Below are 18,623 nucleotides of genomic sequence, written 5' to 3'. Positions count from 1 at the left end.
ATTTACCACCGGAGTGCACAATTTGAAAAAAATAGCTCAGGACTTGCATGAACACATGGGAATCGTGGAAAATGTAGGTAGGAAGCAGACAATCATGATCACGTCTGCGAAATTTTTCTAGGAGGAGAAAAGAGTGGGCAGTTCTAAGAAATTTTGGATGGGCATTGTCTTCGGTGCAATTGCAGGAGGAGCTGTTACCCTGCTGGAAAAACCGACACGCCAGGCCGTCAAGGAAGATTTCAGCAAGGTCTCAGGCAACGTGGCGTATGTAGTCAAGAATCCAAATGAGTTCATTGGGGACGTAAAGGCAGCCGTGAATAAAGTCAGGTCAACCGTTGAACAGGTAACAGAGGATGTTGCCTTCATAACAGAAAAAGTGGAGGAAATAAGAGATGTTCCCCAGGAGGTCACAGACCTTGTGAAGGACACAAAGGAGGCGTTAAGCAAAATCGCTTCCAAAAGCCTTCCAGACCCTGAGCAGCAGTAGATCCAGGGCCAATAATAATCATGGGAAAGAGCTTAGAAAAGGGAAGCAGGGGAGGAGGCGGGAAGATGCGGGCAGTCAATATATCTTTTTTTAGGAAAATATGGCACCGGATCGGGGAAGATGATGTTCCGGCACTTGCGGCACAGCTTGCCTATTTCTTATTGCTTTCTTTATTTCCGTTGTTGATTTTCCTGGTGACGCTGTTGCCATATCTTCCGATCACTGAAGTGGATATCCTGAATTTTCTCCATGACTATACACCTGCCCAGTCGATGGAACTGATTGAGAGCAGCCTCGAAGACATCATGGACAGGGATCCGCAGCTGTTATCCATTGGACTGATTGCGACGATCTGGTCGGCTTCCAATGGGATCAATGCGATTGTCAGGGCTTTTAATAAGGCATATAGAGTGGAGGAGACGAGGTCCTTCTTCGTAAGCCGGCTTATGTCGATCATCCTGACGTTTGCAATGATCTTTGTTTTCCTTGTCGCATTGCTCCTCCCTGTCTTTGGCAAGGAAATCGGGACATGGCTGTTTGCTCAGTTCGGATTGACGGAGGAATTCCTGTCGGTGTGGAACATGTTCCGCTGGCTGAGCAGCATTGTCATCCTGTTTGTCGTGTTCCTGGGACTTTACTGGATTGCCCCCAATAAAAAAATCACATGTATCAGCGGGTTGCCAGGCTCGATTTTCGCAACAGCCGGCTGGGTGATCGTATCACTCGGTTTTTCCTACTATGTCAGCCATTTTGGGCGCTATACCTCAACTTACGGCAGCATAGGGGCAATCATTGTACTGATGATCTGGCTTTATCTATCCGCATACATCATCATTATCGGCGGCGAAATCAATGCCTATTTCAGCGAAGAAAAGGAAGGGTGCTGACCACCTGAAATTTCCGGGAAACAACAAGCGATTTTTGCAAAAGCTAAAATGAGGCATAAAGCCTTATTTTTTTCTTAAGGGGGATTCCACTATGACGAAGAAAACGAAAAAGGACGGCGGAACAAAGCAAAAGGGCAACAAGAGCAATCCGAAGCAAAAAACATCAAGCTCTGCGAATGGATCAAATGGGTACCACTAAAATGGGTTAAACATTCCATCGCCCTCTAAAAGAAGGTGTCATTCCTAATTGGAAAACGCTGTTTTAGTAGTGACTACTCCGCATTAAAGAAAAAATCCCGCCGGGACACTGTCCGGCGGGATATCTTGTTATTTCAATAAACGCAAGCTGTTCAGGATGACCAGGATTGTACTGCCTTCATGGCCGATTACACCGTATGGCAGGTCGAGCAGCTGCAGGAAATTCGACGCGATCAGGACCATGATGACCAGGATGGAGAAGACAATGTTTTGTTTTACGATACGGTTCATTCTCCGTGACAGATTGATTGCATCCGCAATCTTCGGCAGGTCGTTTTTCATCAGGACGATGTCGGCAGTTTCAAGGGCGACATCGGTTCCTTCTCCCATGGCAATCCCGACATTCGCAGTGGCAAGGGCTGGTGCATCATTGATACCGTCGCCGACCATTGCGACATTCCCGAATCGTTCACGCAATTCCTTCAGATGCTCAACCTTCGTTTCTGGGAGGCATTCAGCGATATGCTCGTTCACATGGCTTTCAGCCGCGATGGCCTTCGCTGTGTATTTGCTGTCGCCTGTCAGCATGACCGTATAGATCCCTTCCGACTTCAAGAGGTCGATTGCCTGTTTTGTTTCTTCGCGGACAATATCCTTCAGGGCGATCAAGGCGGCAAGCTCGCCATTCCGTTCAATATAGACGGTTGTTTTTCCTTCGTCTGCAAGCTTCAAAGCGGCGCCGTCGGCAAATGATTCTGCCGCAGCCTTGCCGACAAAGTCAGCTTTGCCGATTTTCCAGTCCTCGTTATCAAAGTGGGCTTTCACGCCCCAGCCGGAGACATCCTCGATGCTTTCGGGACGGATCAGCTCCTGTCCCAGCTCTTCTTTCGCGTATTTGACAATCGCGTTTGCGAGCGGGTGATTGGAATGGCTCTCGATCGAGGCAGCCTTCAGCAGGACTTCATCCTTCATAAGCCCCGATGCGACGATAAAATCGGTTACCTCTGGTTTCCCTTTCGTCAATGTCCCTGTTTTATCAAAAGCAATGGCCTTCAAATTACTCAAATTTTCCAAATGCACGCCGCCTTTGAACAAGATTCCATGCTTGGCGCCATTCGATATCGCTGATAGTGTCGCAGGCATGATCGACGCTACAAGCGCACAAGGTGAGGCGACAACTAGCAGGATCATGGCGCGGTAAAAGGTCTCCGTCCAGCTCCAGCCAAGCAAGAAGTGAGGAAGGAACATCATCAGCAAGACGACAGCTAGCACAACCTTGACGTATGTTCCCTCGAATCTTTCAATGAACAGCTGGGAAGGGGACTTTTCGCTCTGGGCATTCTGGACAAGCAGGATGATCTTCTGGAAAAGGGTTTCGCCTGTCGGTTTGGTGATTTCGACCGTAAGTGAGCCTGTCAGGTTCACCGTCCCTGCAAACACCTCATCGCCTGGATCCTTCGAAACCGGGATGGATTCGCCGGTGATGGCTGCCTGGTCGATGGTCGTCTGTCCTTTTGCCACCTTGCCATCTGACGGAATCCGTTCGCCAGGTTTTACCAAAATCAAATCACCGATCGAAAGCTCTGAAACATGGACGCGCTCCTCGACCCCATTCGTGATCCTTAAGGCTTCTTCTGGCTGGAGCTCCATCAGCGAGGAAATTTCTTTACGGCTTTTGTTCATCGTATAGGTTTCCAGCGCCCCGCTCATCGCAAAAATGAATATCAGGATGGCGCCTTCCGTCCAATAACCAATGATGGCCGAGCCGATCGCCGCAAAAATCATAAGCATCTCGACATTCAATTCTTTGTTTTTAACGGTTTCTTCAATGCCTTCCTTTGCTTTGGCAAATCCACCGATCACATAAGCCAAAACGAATAAAACAACGGAGGCAGTTTCTGTTTCCCCCTTGCTCAGGATCCAGCCGGCTGCGATCAAGATACCGCTTAAACTGGCCGCAATCAGTTCGGCATGCGGCTTGATTTTTTCAATGAACGTTTTCTCGGGAACAGTTTCTTGTTTTCCCAGTGCATTCGTGCCCTGTGCCATTTTCTCTCTTCCTCCTTTATTTTTTGGCTTTGTTCTTAATTGATAGTAATAATCACAATCAACACCCCTAAAAAACACGAAAGCTGTCATCGGGAGGATGACAGCGGAAAGCCAAAACAAATTATACATATAGTATTCACATTTATGTTACCATACAGTATATGATTTTTGAAAGAATTATGCTATTGCATGAGGAGACAAAAGAATGAGAGCAAAAGAATTTTTTACCCATCCGCTCGGGATTGCTGTGTCGGCAGCTGGAGCGACATTCCTATGGGGAAGTGCTTTTCCGTTTATTAAGCTGAGTTATCGAAGTCTTGATATCAGGCCGGAGGAGATCGGGGAGCAAATGCTGTTCGCAGGCTACCGCTTCCTGTTGGCTGGACTGCTGATCCTTGTCCTGTTCATGTTGAACAGGGAGATGAAATTCAAGCCTGAAACGGCAGGGCCCTTGTTGAAAATCGGCTTTTTCCAGACTTTCCTCCAATATGTCCTGTTCTATATCGGCCTGAGCTATTCAACAGGCATACAGGGCTCGATCATCGCGGGAACGACATCTTTTTTCCAGATCCTGCTCGCCCATTTCCTCTATCCTGACGATCGGATGAACCGCCTGAAAGTGGCAGGGTTGATGATTGGCTTCACCGGAGTCGTTTTTGCCAATTGGCCGAATGGCGAGTATGAGATTCATTTTGGCATCGGTGAAATCCTTCTTATGCTGGCAATGTTGTCTGGGGCCTATGGAAATATTCTTGCTAAAAACGGCAGTGCCACAATGGAGGTCATTTACTTGACTTCTTACCAGATGATATTGGGATCCCTCGGCCTGGTAGCAATCGGGGTCTTTTCGGTCGGCTTTGTGCCGTTTGAATTCGATCTGATTTCCCTGCTGATGCTTGTCTATCTGGCTTTCCTGTCGGCGGCAGGATTCATTTTATGGAACAACGTGATGAAGTATAACCAGGTAGGAAAAGTGTCCTTGTATTTATTCCTCGTACCTGTGTTCGGCGTGATTTTATCATCAGTCCTTCTTGATGAAATGCTGCATTACCTGGTAATTGCCGGCCTTATTTTCGTTGTGGCGGGAATCGTGCTTGTGAACCGCCCAGCAAGGAAAACAGCAAAAAACAGCCTCCCTTCGAAATAGGGAGGCTGTTCGTTTAAGCGCTTTTTGTTTCGGGACCTGTCGGTTTGACAAAGGCCAGCGCAAGGAAAATCAGCAGAAGCATCGCGCTGATGAGAGAGAAAAAGCTGATGCCTTCGAGCCATTCAATCGCGATTCCGCCAATGAATGGGCCGCTGATGCTGCCAAAGCTGAAGAAAATCCCGCACATCAGGTTCCCAGCAGGCAGGAGAGGCTTAGGAAGCAAGTCCGCCATATAGCTGATGCCCAGTGAAAACGTCGATCCAACGAGCATGCCCGCGACGAAGAAGCAGACCAGCAGGCCTGCCGGTGAGTCCTCCAGGAATCTCGCGGCTGTAAAAGTGATGAAGCCGGATAGCATGACTGCCACAAGGACCCTCCTCCTGCCAAGCCTGTCACTCAAAATCCCCAATGGAAGCTGGGAAAGGATGCCCCCAACTGCGAATGCCGGCAGAAGCAGGGCAACGGAACTGACGCCGATTCCTGTCCGCATCGCATAGACAGGAAAATTCCCGTTCAGGCTTGCCTCCAGAAACCCGTAGCCAAAAGGAGGAAGAAAAGCGACCCATGCATATTTGAAAACTTTCCCAAACCGTTTCATTGTCCCAAAAAAGGAGGCGGCATCGAGATCATGCTCTGGATGCTCATTTTTCAGCAGCCAGACTGCCATCCAGGCGGCAAGGCTGATGGCGGCTGACACAATGAATGGCATCGATTCATTGATTTCAATGAATCGGGTCATCAACGGACCAGCAGCGAAGCCCAGCCCGAAGAATAGACCATAGATGGATATATTCCTTCCAAGCCTGTCCTTTGGAGAAAATGAGGTGATCCACGTTTGGGTGGCGAAATGGAGCATATGATCCCCGACTCCAATCGCCAGCCTGAGAATGAACCAAAACCAAAAGGACTTCCATACAGGAAAAAGCGCCAAGGAGACAGCTACCGTCAACCCTCCTGCCAGGATGATCGGCTTATAGCCGAAACGGCGGAGGGGCGCCTCCATCAGCGGGGATGCAATCAAAATGCCAATATACAAACCAGTTGCATGCATGCCATTCAGCGATGATGAAACGCCATCCTGTTCGAAGATGATGGCAATCAAGGGAAGCAGCATGCCTTGTGAAAAACCGGAAATCGCGACAATGCTCACTAATATCCCAAAACGGATGTTGTTGTTTATTTTCATAATCATGACCTCTGACACTTTCATTTCTCTTTTGGAATGCCCCTGAGCCTGGTTTCCATCCGGGCGCCATATTCTTCACGAAGCTTTTGGAACCAACAACCATAAGGCTTTTTGTGTAAGCCTTGCCGCCAGCTCCTTAGGGCGAGGGTCTTCCGCCTATTTATGGTAACGATATAAATATTTTATGGCAATGTTTTTTTAGTTTTATTAGGGGAAAAAATAGTGTAATCTCTTAAAGAAGGATCTGGCGGAAATTTTTTCTAATTATCTGCCTTGAAATTTGGAATGAAGGTGATGATGATCATGGAATTCAAAATGAAACCCGATGTCGGCTTTTACACAGAGGTTGGTTTTGGCAGGCTTGATATTGCAGGTGAGGATGAATTCGGCTTCAGGCCGTATCAGCTTCTGGTTTCCTCCGTTGCCGTTTGCAGCGGCGGGGTTCTGCGCAAGGTTTTAGAGAAGATGCGAATGGAAATCAAGGATATACATATTCAAGCGGATGCCGAGCGGATTGAAGAGGAAGCGAACAGGATCAGCAAAATCCATGTCCACTTCAAGATTGAAGGCAGCAACCTTGACGAGAGGAAAATCGGAAAAGCCATGGTGCTGACAAGGAAGAATTGTTCGATGGTCCAATCCGTGATCGGCAGCATTGAAGTGGAAGAGACATTTGAATTTGTCAATGAAAATTAGAGAGGAGTGAGGATATGGCAGATAAAATTTTTATGATTTTGACCTTTGCGGGTGTTCCGTTATCTGTAATCGGTACATTGATGCATTGGCCGAGCATTTCTTTATTCATCATCTATTGCTTGACGATCATCGCGCTCGCCAGCTATATGGGACGAGCGACTGAAAGCCTTGCGATTGTCACCGGCCCTCGTATCGGCGGCTTGCTGAACGCGACGTTCGGGAATGCGGTCGAGCTGATCATTTCCATTTTTGCTTTGAAAGCAGGCTTGATCGGTGTGGTCCTTGCTTCCCTGACAGGTTCTGTCCTTGGGAACTTGCTCCTTGTTGCCGGACTGTCCTTTTTCATTGGCGGGGTGAAGTACAAACGCCAATATTTCAATGTGCATGATGCTAGGCATAACTCCGGGCTGTTGATGTTTGCCGTCATTGTAGCTTTCGTCATTCCGGAGGTTTTTGCGATGGACATGAACGAAAGCAAGACGATTAGCCTGAGCATCGGGATTTCGATTATCTTGATTTTACTATACTTGTCCGCGCTGTTCTTCAAGCTTGTCACCCACCGGGGAGTGTACCAGCATAAGGAAGAGGGAAGCGAACCGCAACATGAAGAAGAACCGGAGTGGGGAAGGGGCAAGGCGACCCTCATCCTGCTCGCCGCTACCATAGCGGTTGCCTATGTGGCTGAAAATCTTGTCCACACATTCGAGGCAGTCGGGGAATCTTTTGGCTGGTCAGAGCTATTCATCGGGGTCATCATTGTCGCGATTGTCGGCAATGCCGCAGAACATGCTTCTGCAATTATCATGGCATACAAGAATAAGCTGGATGTCGCGGTTGAAATTGCGATTGGCTCCACTCTGCAGGTAGCGATGTTCGTAGCCCCGCTGCTGGTGCTGATTTCACTGTTTTTCGAAAAATCCATGCCGCTTGTCTTCACATTGCCGGAAATGATTTCGATGGCAGTGGCCGTCCTGCTGGCAATTATCATCTCGAATGATGGCGAAACAAACTGGTTTGAAGGGCTTACACTTTTAGCAGCGTATGTTATAATGGGGATTGGATTTTATCTGCTTTAACTAACGGGAATGTTCAGAACTCTGTTCCAGGGGGACAGGGTTCTTTTTCTTCGGAAAAAAAGCATATAGTAGCAGCAAGGAGGAAAATGGTGCATCTTACTGTCCGGGTTTTCCAGGAACAGGATGTGTCCCTTGGCAACTGGACGATGTCCGTTGCCGCTTTCGTTATAGCTGCGAGAAAAGGAGAAATAGTATGGCTTTATTTTACCGTTCGCTGTTTTTCATCAGCGGCTTGACCATTCTTTCCATGGGAGTTTCGCTGACCATCAAAGCGGACCTTGGGACAGGGGCGTGGGATGCCCTGAATGTCGGACTGTCGAAAACGGTCGGGCTCACTCCCGGCAGCTGGGTCGTGATTGTCGGGGCCATCCTCATCATCGTGAACGCGATTTTAGTGAAAAGGCGTCCGGATATCGCAGCGGTTGTCACGATTCTCATTACTGGCGGCTTGATTGACTTTTGGATCCTCCAGGTTTTCGAAGATGTCGTGATCACTGGGTACTTGAAACGCTTTAGTGTATTTTTGATTGGCATGATCACGCTCAGCATCGGGCTTGCGATTTATTTGCAGCCAAAATTCCCGCTTATCCCGATCGATAATTTCATGATGGCATTGCGTGAAAGGCTGGGACTGAATTTAATGCTCGCAAAGACATTGGGAGAAATGATCGCCTTGTCGGCAGCATTCGTTTTTAAAGGTCCGATCGGAATCGGAACGTTGATTGTCACCTTCGCGATTGGACCGCTGATCCAGTTTTTCTTCCCTTTTTTTGAAAGGCTGCTCAATAAACTGGTCGTGTCTTCATCGAGATAATTTCCGCAAATTTTGGATAAACTGCGGCAGCTCCGAAAACACTATAAGCAAACTCATAAGCTATAGTTGTGAAAGGAGAAAAACGCCATGAAAAAAACAGCCATCATGGTATTAACATTCGCATTTTTGCTTGGGATCCTTACACCGGCTTTTGCTGCTCAAGCTCCCGCCAAAAAGGCAAGCCCTAAGCAGGAGGAAAAAGCGAAATATTCGATTCCCGGCTCTGTCACGAATATCACGAAAGAAAATACTTATCCAAATCCCAGTGAGGATTTGCCCTTCCTCCAGCCCAGTGAGCTGACACGGAAGCTGATCGAGACATCAAAGGTGAAAATCGAAAACCCTGACCTGATCAGGATGCTGAATGAAACAACAATCAATAGCACTCCGTTTGCAATTGGGTACCGTGCGATTGTCTATTTGGGCGAGTGGCCGCTAAATTATGAATCTGCAGAAACTTCGCCAAACTGGGAATACCAGAAAATCAACACGAATTATTTTGACAATCGCGGCGGAAATGGAATTTATCAAATTCATTATGTCCAGGAACAGCAAAAAGCAGTGAGAGGCGGACTGACAGCAAAAATCAAGAACGCGGAAGACGTGCAGAAAATGATGCTCCTGAAAGCAGCGCAAAAAACCGGCCTGCCGCTCGCGTTCGAAACAATAGTCGGCGCAGGCACAAAGAAGGACCATATATACAATATCCAGCCGAAAAGGCTTGGTTATCTTTACGCGTACGCACCTGCCATCAATGAAAAAGGGAAGGTCACATACGGTGAAGTATACTTGATGCTGAAAGGGAATAAAAAATTCATCGTTGTCAAAAATGTCGTCTCCCAGGGAATCGGTGCCTGGATCCCGGTCCAGGACCATGTCAGTTTCGGATTTGTTTCAAGTGATCGGCCAAGATAAAAAATAGGTGCCTTGACCCTTCGCCTTCTGGCAAAAAGGTCGGGCATCTTTTTCTTTAGTAATTTTTTCCTCTTGACAAAACGTGGACATATCCAGTTTAGCTCCTATCCTACCCGGGAAATAGATAGGCATAACAACTAATCCACCATTTAGAAGGAGGAAATAGACGATGTCAGACAATATACTTGCAAACAATCAAGGTATGTATGATACGACAACTGGAACGATGACATACGCGAATGGGACAAATAACCGTTCAATGGAAGATTATTATGAAAATGGCTACGATTACTCGGGAAATTCAAACAGCAAGCTGTTGAAGGGCGTGCTGATTGGGGCGGCTGTCGGCGGCGTGCTGGCGATGCTTGATTCCAACACCCGCTCAAAAGTAAAGGATAAGGCCGTCAACGTGAAGGATACATCCATGAACGTCATCAGCGAGGTGAAAAACAACCCATCTGATGTCAAAGACCAAATGATGAACAGCTTCAAGGAAGCTTCCCAGGTTCTTAAAGATGCAATCAGCGATGCCCAGAATCTGTATCAGCGGCTGAACGATGATGTGTTCAGCAAAATGGGTGATGTGAAATCCTTATCCAATGAAGCGATGAACACAGCGACAGAAGCGAAGGAAGATTTGAAGGAAATCGGTACAAAAGTAAAAGAAGCAGGAGAAACGGCGATGGACAACCCAGTCGTGAACAGCGCAACTTCGAACGGAAGCTCGTCAAAGAGCAGTTCCTCAAGCAATGCTGCTGATGCTTATGCGACCGGGATGAGGAGCCAGCCTGCGGACACTCCGGGCCTTGGCAACACAGCCAACACGTTCTCAGTGCCTCCGGAAAACCAGAACAATGATAACAATCGTTAAAATCGACATTTACATGAAACCAGTCCTGAAACGGGACTGGTTTTTAATCGGAATAAATTTTACATAAATATCCAGTAGAATAAGCGAGCATTTTTTATGCACTTTGTCCACATGTTATGGCCATTTAGGGAAAATGCGTACCCGGACATCAAAGGTACCCAGGTTCATTAAGGACCGCTTTCGTTTACTCTCCATCATGCCGGCTTTCATGCCATCCGCTTTTTCTTTTTTGCGAACAATTTGTCATAAAAGACAATTCAGTAATTTTAAAATTGTTTTTGATGAATCCCAAACGGGTACTCTATCTTTATATTATAGGAAAGTGGAGGAAGCCAGTCATGGGAAAAAATTTCAAAACACGTTCCAGACGGAGTGATCTTAATAGAGAAACCGCAACAGGAAAAGCAGCAGTCGCCGCATCAGCACATCCAATCGCTACCGATGCGGCCGAAAAAATTTTAAAGGATGGAGGAAACGCAATCGACGCGGCGATTGCCATCCAATTCGGTTTGAATGTCGGAGAACCGATGATGACAGGGATAGGTGGAAGCGGCTTTTTCATGGTTTACCATGCGGAAAGCAAAACGGTCAAAATTTTTGATGGCCACACACGGGCGCCAGCCGCCGCATACCCTGAGATATTCCTCGATGACAAAGGCGAAGTCATTCCTTTCAGGGAGAGGTCGACAAAGGCGACTGCGGTAGGAGTGCCCGGGATATTGAAAGCCATGGAAGCAGCTAGAAAGGAATATGGCACGAAGCCGCTGGCAGACTTGATCGAACCAGCTGCAGAGGCTGCTGAAAAAGGCGTGGAAGTAAACTGGGTAATGGATGAATCCCTGAAAAACTTCGAGTACCGTCTGAGTGACCATGCACGGAACTTGTTCATGCCCAATGGCAAGCTTCTATGCGAAGGAGATGTATATAAAAAGGAGCATCTGGCAAAGACATTCCGCATCCTACAAAGGGAAGGAATAGACGCTTTCTATGAAGGGGAGATTGCCGAAGCGATCGTATCCACGTTAAAGGATCTTGGCGGAATCATGGAACTTTCAGACCTTAAAAGCTACAGGATTTCAATAGATGAACCTGCCTGGGGAACATACAGGGGCCATCGCATAGCATCATCCAATATGCCGAGTGCTGGCGGAACCACGATGCTCCAGATTTTGAAACTCCTAGAAGGGTTCGACTTCAGCCAGTATCATGCCAAGTCCTGGGAAAAGTATTATTTGTTTACGGAAGCAATGAGAATTGCCTTTGCGGATAAAATTGCTTTTTCAGGTGACCCTGAATTTGGCGATATTCCGCTGAAAGGAATGTTGAACGAAGATTATCTCGCGGAGCGCCGCAAATTGATCAGCTTCGACCGAAGGAATGACTCGATTGATTTCGGCAATCCATGGAAATATACGGACGGAAATGAAATCAATGTCGTTCGCCAGCCATTCGAGCCGGAAAGGGAGAGAAGTGAAACTAGTCATTACACGGTCATGGACAAATGGGGAAATATCGTGGCATGCACATCGACCGTCGAGCATCCGTTTGGTTCAGGAATCATGGTTGACGGCTATGGTTTTGTGTTGAACAATGAAATGACCGATTTCGATGCCTTCCCTGGCGGCCTGAATGAAGTGAAGCCAGGCAAACGCCCTGTCAGCTGTAAAACCCCGACGATCATCTTCAAGGATGATAAGCCGGTGCTGACCCTTGGATCACCGGGCGGACCAACCATTGTCGGTTCCGTGTTCCAGACAATCGTCAATGTCCTAGATTTTGGAATGGACCTCAAGGAAGCAATTGAAGAGCCGAGGATTTTCAACAGTACCGGCCCGCTCATCGGATGGGAAGCCGGTATCAGCATGGAGGCAAAAGGGGAAATGGAATCAAAGGGCTTCGAGTTTGCAGAGGGGCCATTCCCGCTGGGAAATGTACAGGCGATCCAGATCGACCATGAAAAAGGGTTCCTCCATGCCGCTACCGACTCGAGCCGGGAAGGAAAAGCAGCCGGGATAAATGAATGATGATGAATGAGGGTGAATGCTTGCCCCATTCTTATCCGAAGAAAAACAGCAGCAGGATGATGGCTTGCTGCTGTTTTTCTTTCCCTCGTTCTTACTGGCTATTTTCCGGTTTCGCCTGTAGGAAGCAGGATGTTCCATTCATCAAACAACGATTGATTTATTATTGCGCGATTAATGATTTTCCGGTAGGATATAAAAGATGTGAAAGGAGCGAACACAATGGGTAATCCGATTAAAGACAAAAATACGCAGGTCGTTTTTTTGAAACAGCGTTTAGATATGTTTGCCGAATTATTGGATTCGATTGATCCAGTGGAAGCAAACCTTGAGGATATCGACCGCATGATCCAAATCGTCGAAGAAATGGATGCGAAATGCCGCGAATTCAAAAATCGTGATTTGTAGAGACCTTTGATCAGGGTCTCTTATTTTATATGCCATCCATTTTAGCGGGACTGTCCGTATCGTTTTACACTGGCCAACTCGTGGCTGCTTTCAGATTCCCCTGAAGTGATCAAGGGAATGTCCTCAAGACAGTTTAACTCATCACAAGTTTTTCCTTAAACAGCATCTTCGCCCACCTCCTCTCCCTACAATCTAGAGCATTCTGCCATTACGGTTCTTTGGACTATTTCTAACCTCATTGATGGACTGCCCGTTCTCATTAAAACATGTAAAAAAACATAACAGAGCTATCACTCGCAGCCTCGTGAGAAGTGTTTTAAATGAAACATAATCTCTCTGTCGTGCATATGCAAGATGAGAACGGAAACTTTTCCTTGAAAACGATTCCAGGCTCCGCCTTTCAATAAAAAGATGATAGGAGTATAATGGTATCGGGAAATGTTAAGAAATTTTCAAATAAACAGGTTGACGAACAAGGGAGCAGAGAGAGGGGTACATAAAATGAACATTGAAAAGTTCCAGGAAAGCATGTATGAGCTGATCGTTGAAACATCTACCAATCTGCCGAAGGATGTGCGAAGGGCGATCAAGGCAGCCGCAGAGCGGGAAAATGCCGGGACTCGTTCGGCGATGAGCCTTGCAACCATCACCAACAACATTAAAATGGCGGATGACAACGTCTCGCCAATTTGCCAGGACACTGGCCTGCCAACATTCAAGATCAAAACACCTGTCGGGGTGAACCAGCTTGAACTGAAGCAGGCGATCAAGAATGCGATTGTCCAGGCGACCAAAGACGGGAAACTCCGTCCGAACTCTGTCGATTCGCTTACAGGGGATAACAGCGGCGATAACCTTGGCGACGGGACCCCCGTCATCAAATTTGAGCAATGGGAAAAAGATTATATCGATGCCCGCCTGATTTTAAAAGGGGGAGGCTGTGAAAACAAGAACATCCAATACAGCCTTCCTGCCGAGCTTGAAGGGCTTGGACGCGCTGGCCGTGACCTTGACGGGATACGCAAATGCATTCTCCATTCCGTATACCAGGCGCAGGGCCAGGGATGCAGCGCCGGTTTCATCGGTGTTGGAATCGGAGGCGACCGTTCGTCCGGATATGATCTTGCGAAGGAGCAGCTGTTCCGCTCTGTAGATGATACCAACCCAATTGAAGAGCTTCGGGACCTCGAGGCATACATCATGGAAAATGCCAACAAGCTAGGAATCGGCACGATGGGCTTCGGTGGTGAAACGACGCTTTTAGGCTGCAAGATTGGCGTCATGAACCGGATTCCTGCCAGTTTCTTCGTCTCTGTCGCTTATAATTGCTGGGCATATCGCCGCCTTGGGGTAACGATCCATCCGGAGACAGGCGAAATCGGGGAATGGATGTACCAGGATGGGGAAAAAATCGACTTCGCCCAGCCAGTCGCACAGGAAATCGCAGCAGCGGTTGAGGCACCGGCGGAACCGGAAGTCATCACTTTGACTGCACCGATTTCCGAAGAGCAAATCCGCCAGCTGAAAGTCGGCGATGTTGTCAAGATCAATGGCATGATGTACACTGGCCGCGATGCGATCCATAAGTACCTTTCCGACCATGATTCGCCAGTCGATCTGGACGGGCAGATCATCTATCACTGTGGACCGGTCATGCTGAAAGATGAAGAAGGAAAATGGCATGTGAAAGCTGCTGGGCCGACAACGAGCATCCGTGAGGAGCCTTACCAGGGTGACATCATGAAGAAATTCGGCATCCGCGCGGTCATCGGGAAGGGCGGAATGGGTGCAAGGACGCTTGCTGCCTTGAAGGAGCATGGCGGCGTTTACCTGAACGCGATTGGAGGAGCGGCACAATATTACGCAGATTGCATCAAGTCTGTCGAAGGCGTAGACCTGATGAACTTCGGTATCCCAGAAGCAATGTGGCATTTGAAGGTTGAAGGCTTCACAGCGGTTGTGACAATGGATTCACACGGAAACAGCCTGCACGAAGACGTTGAAAAATCTTCTCTTGAAAAATTGGCCCAGTTCAAAGACCGGGTATATAAATAATGAAAAGGAGGCTTGCGTTCCGCAAGTCTCCTTTATTTATTCTTTCATCTTGTTCCTGTCAAAAAATGGCCAAAAGAACACTTTCTGTTCAAGCAAGAAATGAGAATTTTTTTCCCCCCAAGGCAAACAATAAGGAAAAACAACTTTGGGAGGAACAACATGAAATGGATCAGTAAATTTCTCATGGCGGCAAGCCTGTTCTTTTCAGCTGCTGTGCCTGCCATCGTCCATGCTGAATATGCGAATTCCCCTCTGCATTGGGGATTTAAAAAAAGCCGGAATGGCAGCCCGGCGGACGCCGGAAAACCGCTTGAAAACCTTATCGCCAAGCACGGAGCCGTCTATAAGGGCTCTCCAGATAAAAAAGAACTATACCTTACGTTCGATAATGGCTATGAAAATGGCTATACCGAAAAAATCCTTGATGTCCTTAAAAAAGAAAAAGTACCCGCAGCCTTCTTCGTGACCGGCCACTATCTTGAAAGCGCACCGGAACTTGTCGAAAGAATGGAAAGGGAAGGGCATATCATCGGCAACCATTCTTGGCACCATCCGGATATGACGAAAATCAGTAACGCAAAAATCAAGAAGGAACTTGAAATGGTCAGAGCGGGTACTGAAAAAATCACAGGCAAAAAACAAATGTCCTATATGCGGCCGCCAAGAGGGATTTTCAGTGAAAGGACAATGGCCGTCGCCAGGGAAGCAGGCTACACGCATGTATTCTGGTCGCTCGCTTTTGTTGACTGGAACACCGATCAGCAGCGAGGCTGGCAATACGCATACGATAAAATCATGAGCCAGATCCACCCAGGCTCGATCCTCCTGCTGCACACCGTTTCCAAAGACAATGCCGATGCGCTCGAAAAAGTCATCAAGGACCTGAAAAAACAAGGCTATACATTCAAAAGTCTCGACCACTTGATGATCAGCGAGAACCTCAAAAACCCGATGATGTATTGATGGCGAAAATCCCAGCTGAGCTGGGATTTTTCGTATTTGGATATTAAAAGAGGGAAACCACACAAAGGGAAACAGCGCAGCACGCAAGATATCGGATGACAGCGGGCAGTGGTTTATAACTTCCGAGCATCATCTGGATTTTTCGTAATAACAGTCAAAAAATGCTATAATACGTGGAAAATGACTGAAGGGCGGATTCATGTATGTGGGAAAAGAAGGTGGCGATAAACGGACCGTACCATTTTGATCTCGCGTTAAGCCGGCTTGCGCTTGATCCATTGCATGTGGTTGATCACGAAAAACGATCAGTGAAGGTCCCGCTCAGAGTCGGAAGTGAAAAAGTTGCAGCCGAGGTCATCGGGACAGGGACACGGGAAAAGCCGGAATTCATCGTCCGTGCCAGCTCGGAAAAAGAAAAGACGATTTCCATGATCACGGAAATTTTCCGCTGGGATGTGGAACTCCTGCAAATCCATGAGCATTTTCAGACAACCGACTTGAAAGATTTGTTCAATGAACATTACGGCACACCGATGATCCTTGATTTTGACCCATTCGGGAGCCTCATCAAGTGCATCATCCATCAGCAGCTGAATCTGAGCTTTGCTTTTACCCTGACAGAGCGGTTTGTGAAGACATTCGGCGACGAGGTAGATGGTGTCTGGTTTTATCCGGAGCCTGAGAAAGTCGCTAGTCTTTCGGTTGAACAGCTGCGCGAACTGCAGTTCAGCGGCCGGAAAGCGGAGTATACCATTGGCATTGCCAAGCTTGCCGCGTCTGGAGAGCTTGATTTTGAAAAAATGAAATCGGAATCCGATGCCGAGATTGCCAGGAAATTGATCAAAATACGAGGTATTGGCCCTTGGACTATCCAAAACTTCCTGATGTTCGGGCTTGGTCGTCCGAATTTGTTTCCAATGGGGGATATTGGACTCCAGAATGCGATAAAAAAGTTTTTCCAGCTTGAGCAAAAACCGACACCGGCTGAAATGGAATTATACAAACAGCCATGGGAGCCGTATTTAAGCTATGCTTCGCTTTATTTATGGAGGAGCATTGAATAATTGGAGTGAAAATTGATGAAAAAAGACGATACCGTCAAAATAAAGCTGAAACAGACTTTCCCGCTGACCATCAAGCGTCTTGGAATAAATGGGGAAGGCGTCGGCTATTTCAAGCGCCAGGTCGTGTTCGTTCCTGGTGCTTTGCCTGGGGAGGAGGTGGTCGCCGAAGCAACGAAGGTACATCCGAAGTTTGCCGAGGCGAGAATCAAGAAAATCCGCAAACGCTCCGAGCATCGTGTCAAGCCGCTTTGCCCGGTTTACGAACAGTGCGGCGGCTGCCAACTTCAGCATCTGCAATACGGTCAGCAGTTGCAGGAGAAGCGGGACATTGTCATCCAGGCGCTCGAAAGGCATACAGACATGAAAATCGACGAGCTGGATATCAGGCCGACAATCGGGATGGAGAACCCATGGGGCTACAGGAACAAGAGCCAGTTCCAGGTAGGCGAAAAGGATGGGAAGGTGCTTGCCGGACTCTACGGGATGAACTCCCATAATCTGATCAATATCGAGCAGTGCGCAGTCCAGCATCCCGCGACCACGAAAGCAACCGAAGCCGTCAGAGGAATCCTGCAGGACTTGAAGATTCCGATTTATAATGAAAAGAAGCGGCATGGACTTGTAAGGACAATTGTCGCCCGCACAGGCGTACAAACAGGTGAACTGCAAATCGTCTTGATCACGACGAAAAAAGAACTGCCGAAAAAGGATTTGATTATCGAGAAAATCAAGAAGCGTTTGCCTGAGGTGAACTCAATCGTCCAAAACGTGAATGGCGAAAGGACTTCCGTTATTTTTGGCAAAGAAACATCGACGCTCCACGGAAGTGACATCATCCAGGAAACGCTTGGCGACCTTCAATTCGAGCTGTCTGCACGTACATTCTTTCAATTGAACCCTGAGCAGACGGTGAAATTATACAATGAAGCGAAAGCAGCAGCACAGCTGACCGGAAAGGAAAAGGTAGTCGATGCCTATTGCGGAGTCGGCACGATTGGACTATGGATGGCAGACCAGGCAGGGGAAGTCAGAGGAATGGATGTCATTCCTGAATCGATTAAAGATGCGAAGAAAAATGCGGAAAAACACGGCATCAACCATGCGGAATTCATTGTCGGCAAAGCTGAAGTACTGCTGCCAAAATGGCTGAAGGAAGGATGGCGGCCGAACGTCATCGTCGTCGACCCTCCCCGGACAGGCTGTGACCCGGCATTCTTGAAAACTGTTCTGAAAATCAAGCCAGAAACCTTCGTCTACGTATCCTGCAACCCATCAACCCTGGCAAAAGATATTCAGACATTACGTTCACAATACAAAGTAGAATACATCCAGCCAGTGGACATGTTCCCGCATACAGCGCACGTGGAAACCATCTGTCGCCTAGTCCGGAACAAGAATTGACATAGCGATAGGATTACTCCATCCATGTTGAATGTGTCTCGCAACTCATTTTAAAAGAAGGCAACTAACCCTTACGGGAGTTGCCTTTTACATATCTTGTTGAATGCAGGATTTCAGGAGATAATTCATTCAAAGTTAAGATATCCTTAAGTTTGTTACCGATATGGATGGCATAATTTTTATTTTCGCATTCCTGGATGGGAAAAGGTTACTCCTACAATAGAACAACTTCCTTTTAAGGGTGACACAGTGATTGGCAATGATGTGTGGATAGGTCAAAGTGTAACTATAATGCCAGGTGTTAAAATTAGAGATGGTGCGATTATTGCTGCTAATTCCACAGTAGTAAAAAGTGTTGAACCCTATTCAATATATGGTGGAATTG

At 47.5% G+C, this 18,623-nt stretch carries 16 protein-coding genes and 1 pseudogene; 15 read left to right on the top strand and 2 right to left on the bottom strand.

Going from position 1 to position 18,623, the window contains the following annotated elements; translation table 11 throughout:
• The first annotated feature begins 133 nt into the window (after positions 1–133).
• Positions 134–487: a YtxH domain-containing protein gene (locus JJQ88_RS02150; RefSeq protein WP_210364091.1), complete on the top strand. Its 354-nt coding sequence runs from the start codon at positions 134–136 to the stop codon at positions 485–487.
• A gap of 65 nt (positions 488–552) precedes the next feature.
• On the top strand, positions 553–1,374 hold the full coding sequence (locus JJQ88_RS02145; RefSeq protein WP_210364090.1) for a YihY/virulence factor BrkB family protein: 822 nt from the start codon (positions 553–555) through the stop codon (positions 1,372–1,374).
• Positions 1,375–1,701: 327 nt separating this feature from the next.
• On the opposite strand, the gene JJQ88_RS02140 is transcribed toward JJQ88_RS02145, so the two are convergent.
• The gene (locus JJQ88_RS02140; protein ID WP_210364089.1) at positions 1,702–3,621 is read right to left on the bottom strand and encodes a heavy metal translocating P-type ATPase; all 1,920 of its coding nucleotides are present in this window, start codon (positions 3,619–3,621) and stop codon (positions 1,702–1,704) included.
• A 205-nt stretch (positions 3,622–3,826) separates the two neighbouring features.
• Here JJQ88_RS02140 and JJQ88_RS02135 point away from each other — a divergent pair, with 205 nt between their 5' ends.
• A complete protein-coding gene (locus JJQ88_RS02135; protein WP_210364088.1) occupies positions 3,827–4,768 on the top strand; it encodes a DMT family transporter in 942 nt (313 codons plus the stop codon).
• Positions 4,769–4,781: 13 nt separating this feature from the next.
• Here JJQ88_RS02135 and JJQ88_RS02130 read toward each other — a convergent pair whose 3' ends face one another.
• On the bottom strand, positions 4,782–5,978 hold the full coding sequence (locus tag JJQ88_RS02130; RefSeq protein ID WP_210364087.1) for an MFS transporter: 1,197 nt from the start codon (positions 5,976–5,978) through the stop codon (positions 4,782–4,784).
• Positions 5,979–6,257: 279 nt separating this feature from the next.
• On the opposite strand from JJQ88_RS02130, the gene JJQ88_RS02125 reads away from it, so the two are divergent.
• The 12 genes and pseudogenes from JJQ88_RS02125 to JJQ88_RS02070 form a co-directional block, all read left to right on the top strand.
• Complete coding sequence (locus JJQ88_RS02125; RefSeq protein ID WP_210364086.1) at positions 6,258–6,650, top strand: OsmC family protein; 393 nt, start codon at positions 6,258–6,260, stop codon at positions 6,648–6,650.
• Between the two features lie 14 nt (positions 6,651–6,664).
• Positions 6,665–7,726 carry a calcium/proton exchanger gene (gene cax, locus JJQ88_RS02120; RefSeq protein WP_210364085.1) on the top strand — a complete coding sequence of 354 codons (1,062 nt, stop codon included), beginning with the start codon at positions 6,665–6,667 and terminating at the stop codon, positions 7,724–7,726.
• A gap of 193 nt (positions 7,727–7,919) precedes the next feature.
• Positions 7,920–8,540: a YczE/YyaS/YitT family protein gene (locus JJQ88_RS02115; protein ID WP_210364084.1), complete on the top strand. Its 621-nt coding sequence runs from the start codon at positions 7,920–7,922 to the stop codon at positions 8,538–8,540.
• A gap of 87 nt (positions 8,541–8,627) precedes the next feature.
• A complete protein-coding gene (locus tag JJQ88_RS02110) occupies positions 8,628–9,455 on the top strand; it encodes a YfkD famly protein (RefSeq protein ID WP_210364083.1) in 828 nt (275 codons plus the stop codon).
• A 169-nt stretch (positions 9,456–9,624) separates the two neighbouring features.
• Positions 9,625–10,326: a YtxH domain-containing protein gene (locus JJQ88_RS02105; RefSeq protein WP_246860874.1), complete on the top strand. Its 702-nt coding sequence runs from the start codon at positions 9,625–9,627 to the stop codon at positions 10,324–10,326.
• A 338-nt stretch (positions 10,327–10,664) separates the two neighbouring features.
• Positions 10,665–12,350 carry a gamma-glutamyltransferase gene (ggt, locus tag JJQ88_RS02100; RefSeq protein WP_210364082.1) on the top strand — a complete coding sequence of 562 codons (1,686 nt, stop codon included), beginning with the start codon at positions 10,665–10,667 and terminating at the stop codon, positions 12,348–12,350.
• 219 nt (positions 12,351–12,569) lie between these two features.
• Complete coding sequence (locus JJQ88_RS02095) at positions 12,570–12,755, top strand: SE1561 family protein (RefSeq protein WP_210364081.1); 186 nt, start codon at positions 12,570–12,572, stop codon at positions 12,753–12,755.
• Between the two features lie 501 nt (positions 12,756–13,256).
• On the top strand, positions 13,257–14,810 hold the full coding sequence (locus JJQ88_RS02090; protein ID WP_246860873.1) for a fumarate hydratase: 1,554 nt from the start codon (positions 13,257–13,259) through the stop codon (positions 14,808–14,810).
• A 159-nt stretch (positions 14,811–14,969) separates the two neighbouring features.
• The gene (pdaA, locus tag JJQ88_RS02085; protein WP_210364080.1) at positions 14,970–15,773 is read left to right on the top strand and encodes a delta-lactam-biosynthetic de-N-acetylase; all 804 of its coding nucleotides are present in this window, start codon (positions 14,970–14,972) and stop codon (positions 15,771–15,773) included.
• A 203-nt stretch (positions 15,774–15,976) separates the two neighbouring features.
• Positions 15,977–16,837: a DNA-3-methyladenine glycosylase family protein gene (locus JJQ88_RS02080; RefSeq protein ID WP_210364079.1), complete on the top strand. Its 861-nt coding sequence runs from the start codon at positions 15,977–15,979 to the stop codon at positions 16,835–16,837.
• A 15-nt stretch (positions 16,838–16,852) separates the two neighbouring features.
• On the top strand, positions 16,853–18,238 hold the full coding sequence (gene rlmD / locus JJQ88_RS02075; protein WP_210364078.1) for a 23S rRNA (uracil(1939)-C(5))-methyltransferase RlmD: 1,386 nt from the start codon (positions 16,853–16,855) through the stop codon (positions 18,236–18,238).
• Between the two features lie 195 nt (positions 18,239–18,433).
• Positions 18,434–18,619: pseudogene (locus JJQ88_RS02070) on the top strand (DapH/DapD/GlmU-related protein); the annotation flags it as partial.
• Positions 18,620–18,623: the final 4 nt, after the last annotated feature.

Source organism: Bacillus sp. REN3, assembly GCF_017912555.1.
Lineage (GTDB): Bacteria > Bacillota > Bacilli > Bacillales > Cytobacillaceae > Mesobacillus.
The sequence above is the reverse complement of the archived record's forward strand: the minus strand, read 5'-3'. Positions and strand labels throughout refer to the sequence as shown.

What these genes read in the sequence shown, in the direction of transcription:
- rlmD (WP_210364078.1), top strand. Translation starts at nt 16,853, where the DNA reads ATGAAAAAAGACGATACCGTCAAAATAAAGCTGAAACAGACTTTCCCG.
- JJQ88_RS02095 (WP_210364081.1), top strand. Translation starts at nt 12,570, where the DNA reads ATGGGTAATCCGATTAAAGACAAAAATACGCAGGTCGTTTTTTTGAAA.
- JJQ88_RS02145 (WP_210364090.1), top strand. Translation starts at nt 553, where the DNA reads ATGCGGGCAGTCAATATATCTTTTTTTAGGAAAATATGGCACCGGATC.
- JJQ88_RS02140 (WP_210364089.1), bottom strand. Translation starts at nt 3,621, where the DNA reads ATGGCACAGGGCACGAATGCACTGGGAAAACAAGAAACTGTTCCCGAG.
- JJQ88_RS02105 (WP_246860874.1), top strand. Translation starts at nt 9,625, where the DNA reads ATGTCAGACAATATACTTGCAAACAATCAAGGTATGTATGATACGACA.
- JJQ88_RS02115 (WP_210364084.1), top strand. Translation starts at nt 7,920, where the DNA reads ATGGCTTTATTTTACCGTTCGCTGTTTTTCATCAGCGGCTTGACCATT.
- cax (WP_210364085.1), top strand. Translation starts at nt 6,665, where the DNA reads ATGGCAGATAAAATTTTTATGATTTTGACCTTTGCGGGTGTTCCGTTA.
- JJQ88_RS02130 (WP_210364087.1), bottom strand. Translation starts at nt 5,978, where the DNA reads ATGAAAGTGTCAGAGGTCATGATTATGAAAATAAACAACAACATCCGT.
- pdaA (WP_210364080.1), top strand. Translation starts at nt 14,970, where the DNA reads ATGAAATGGATCAGTAAATTTCTCATGGCGGCAAGCCTGTTCTTTTCA.
- JJQ88_RS02135 (WP_210364088.1), top strand. Translation starts at nt 3,827, where the DNA reads ATGAGAGCAAAAGAATTTTTTACCCATCCGCTCGGGATTGCTGTGTCG.
- JJQ88_RS02090 (WP_246860873.1), top strand. Translation starts at nt 13,257, where the DNA reads ATGAACATTGAAAAGTTCCAGGAAAGCATGTATGAGCTGATCGTTGAA.
- JJQ88_RS02080 (WP_210364079.1), top strand. Translation starts at nt 15,977, where the DNA reads ATGTGGGAAAAGAAGGTGGCGATAAACGGACCGTACCATTTTGATCTC.
- ggt (WP_210364082.1), top strand. Translation starts at nt 10,665, where the DNA reads ATGGGAAAAAATTTCAAAACACGTTCCAGACGGAGTGATCTTAATAGA.
- JJQ88_RS02110 (WP_210364083.1), top strand. Translation starts at nt 8,628, where the DNA reads ATGAAAAAAACAGCCATCATGGTATTAACATTCGCATTTTTGCTTGGG.
- JJQ88_RS02125 (WP_210364086.1), top strand. Translation starts at nt 6,258, where the DNA reads ATGGAATTCAAAATGAAACCCGATGTCGGCTTTTACACAGAGGTTGGT.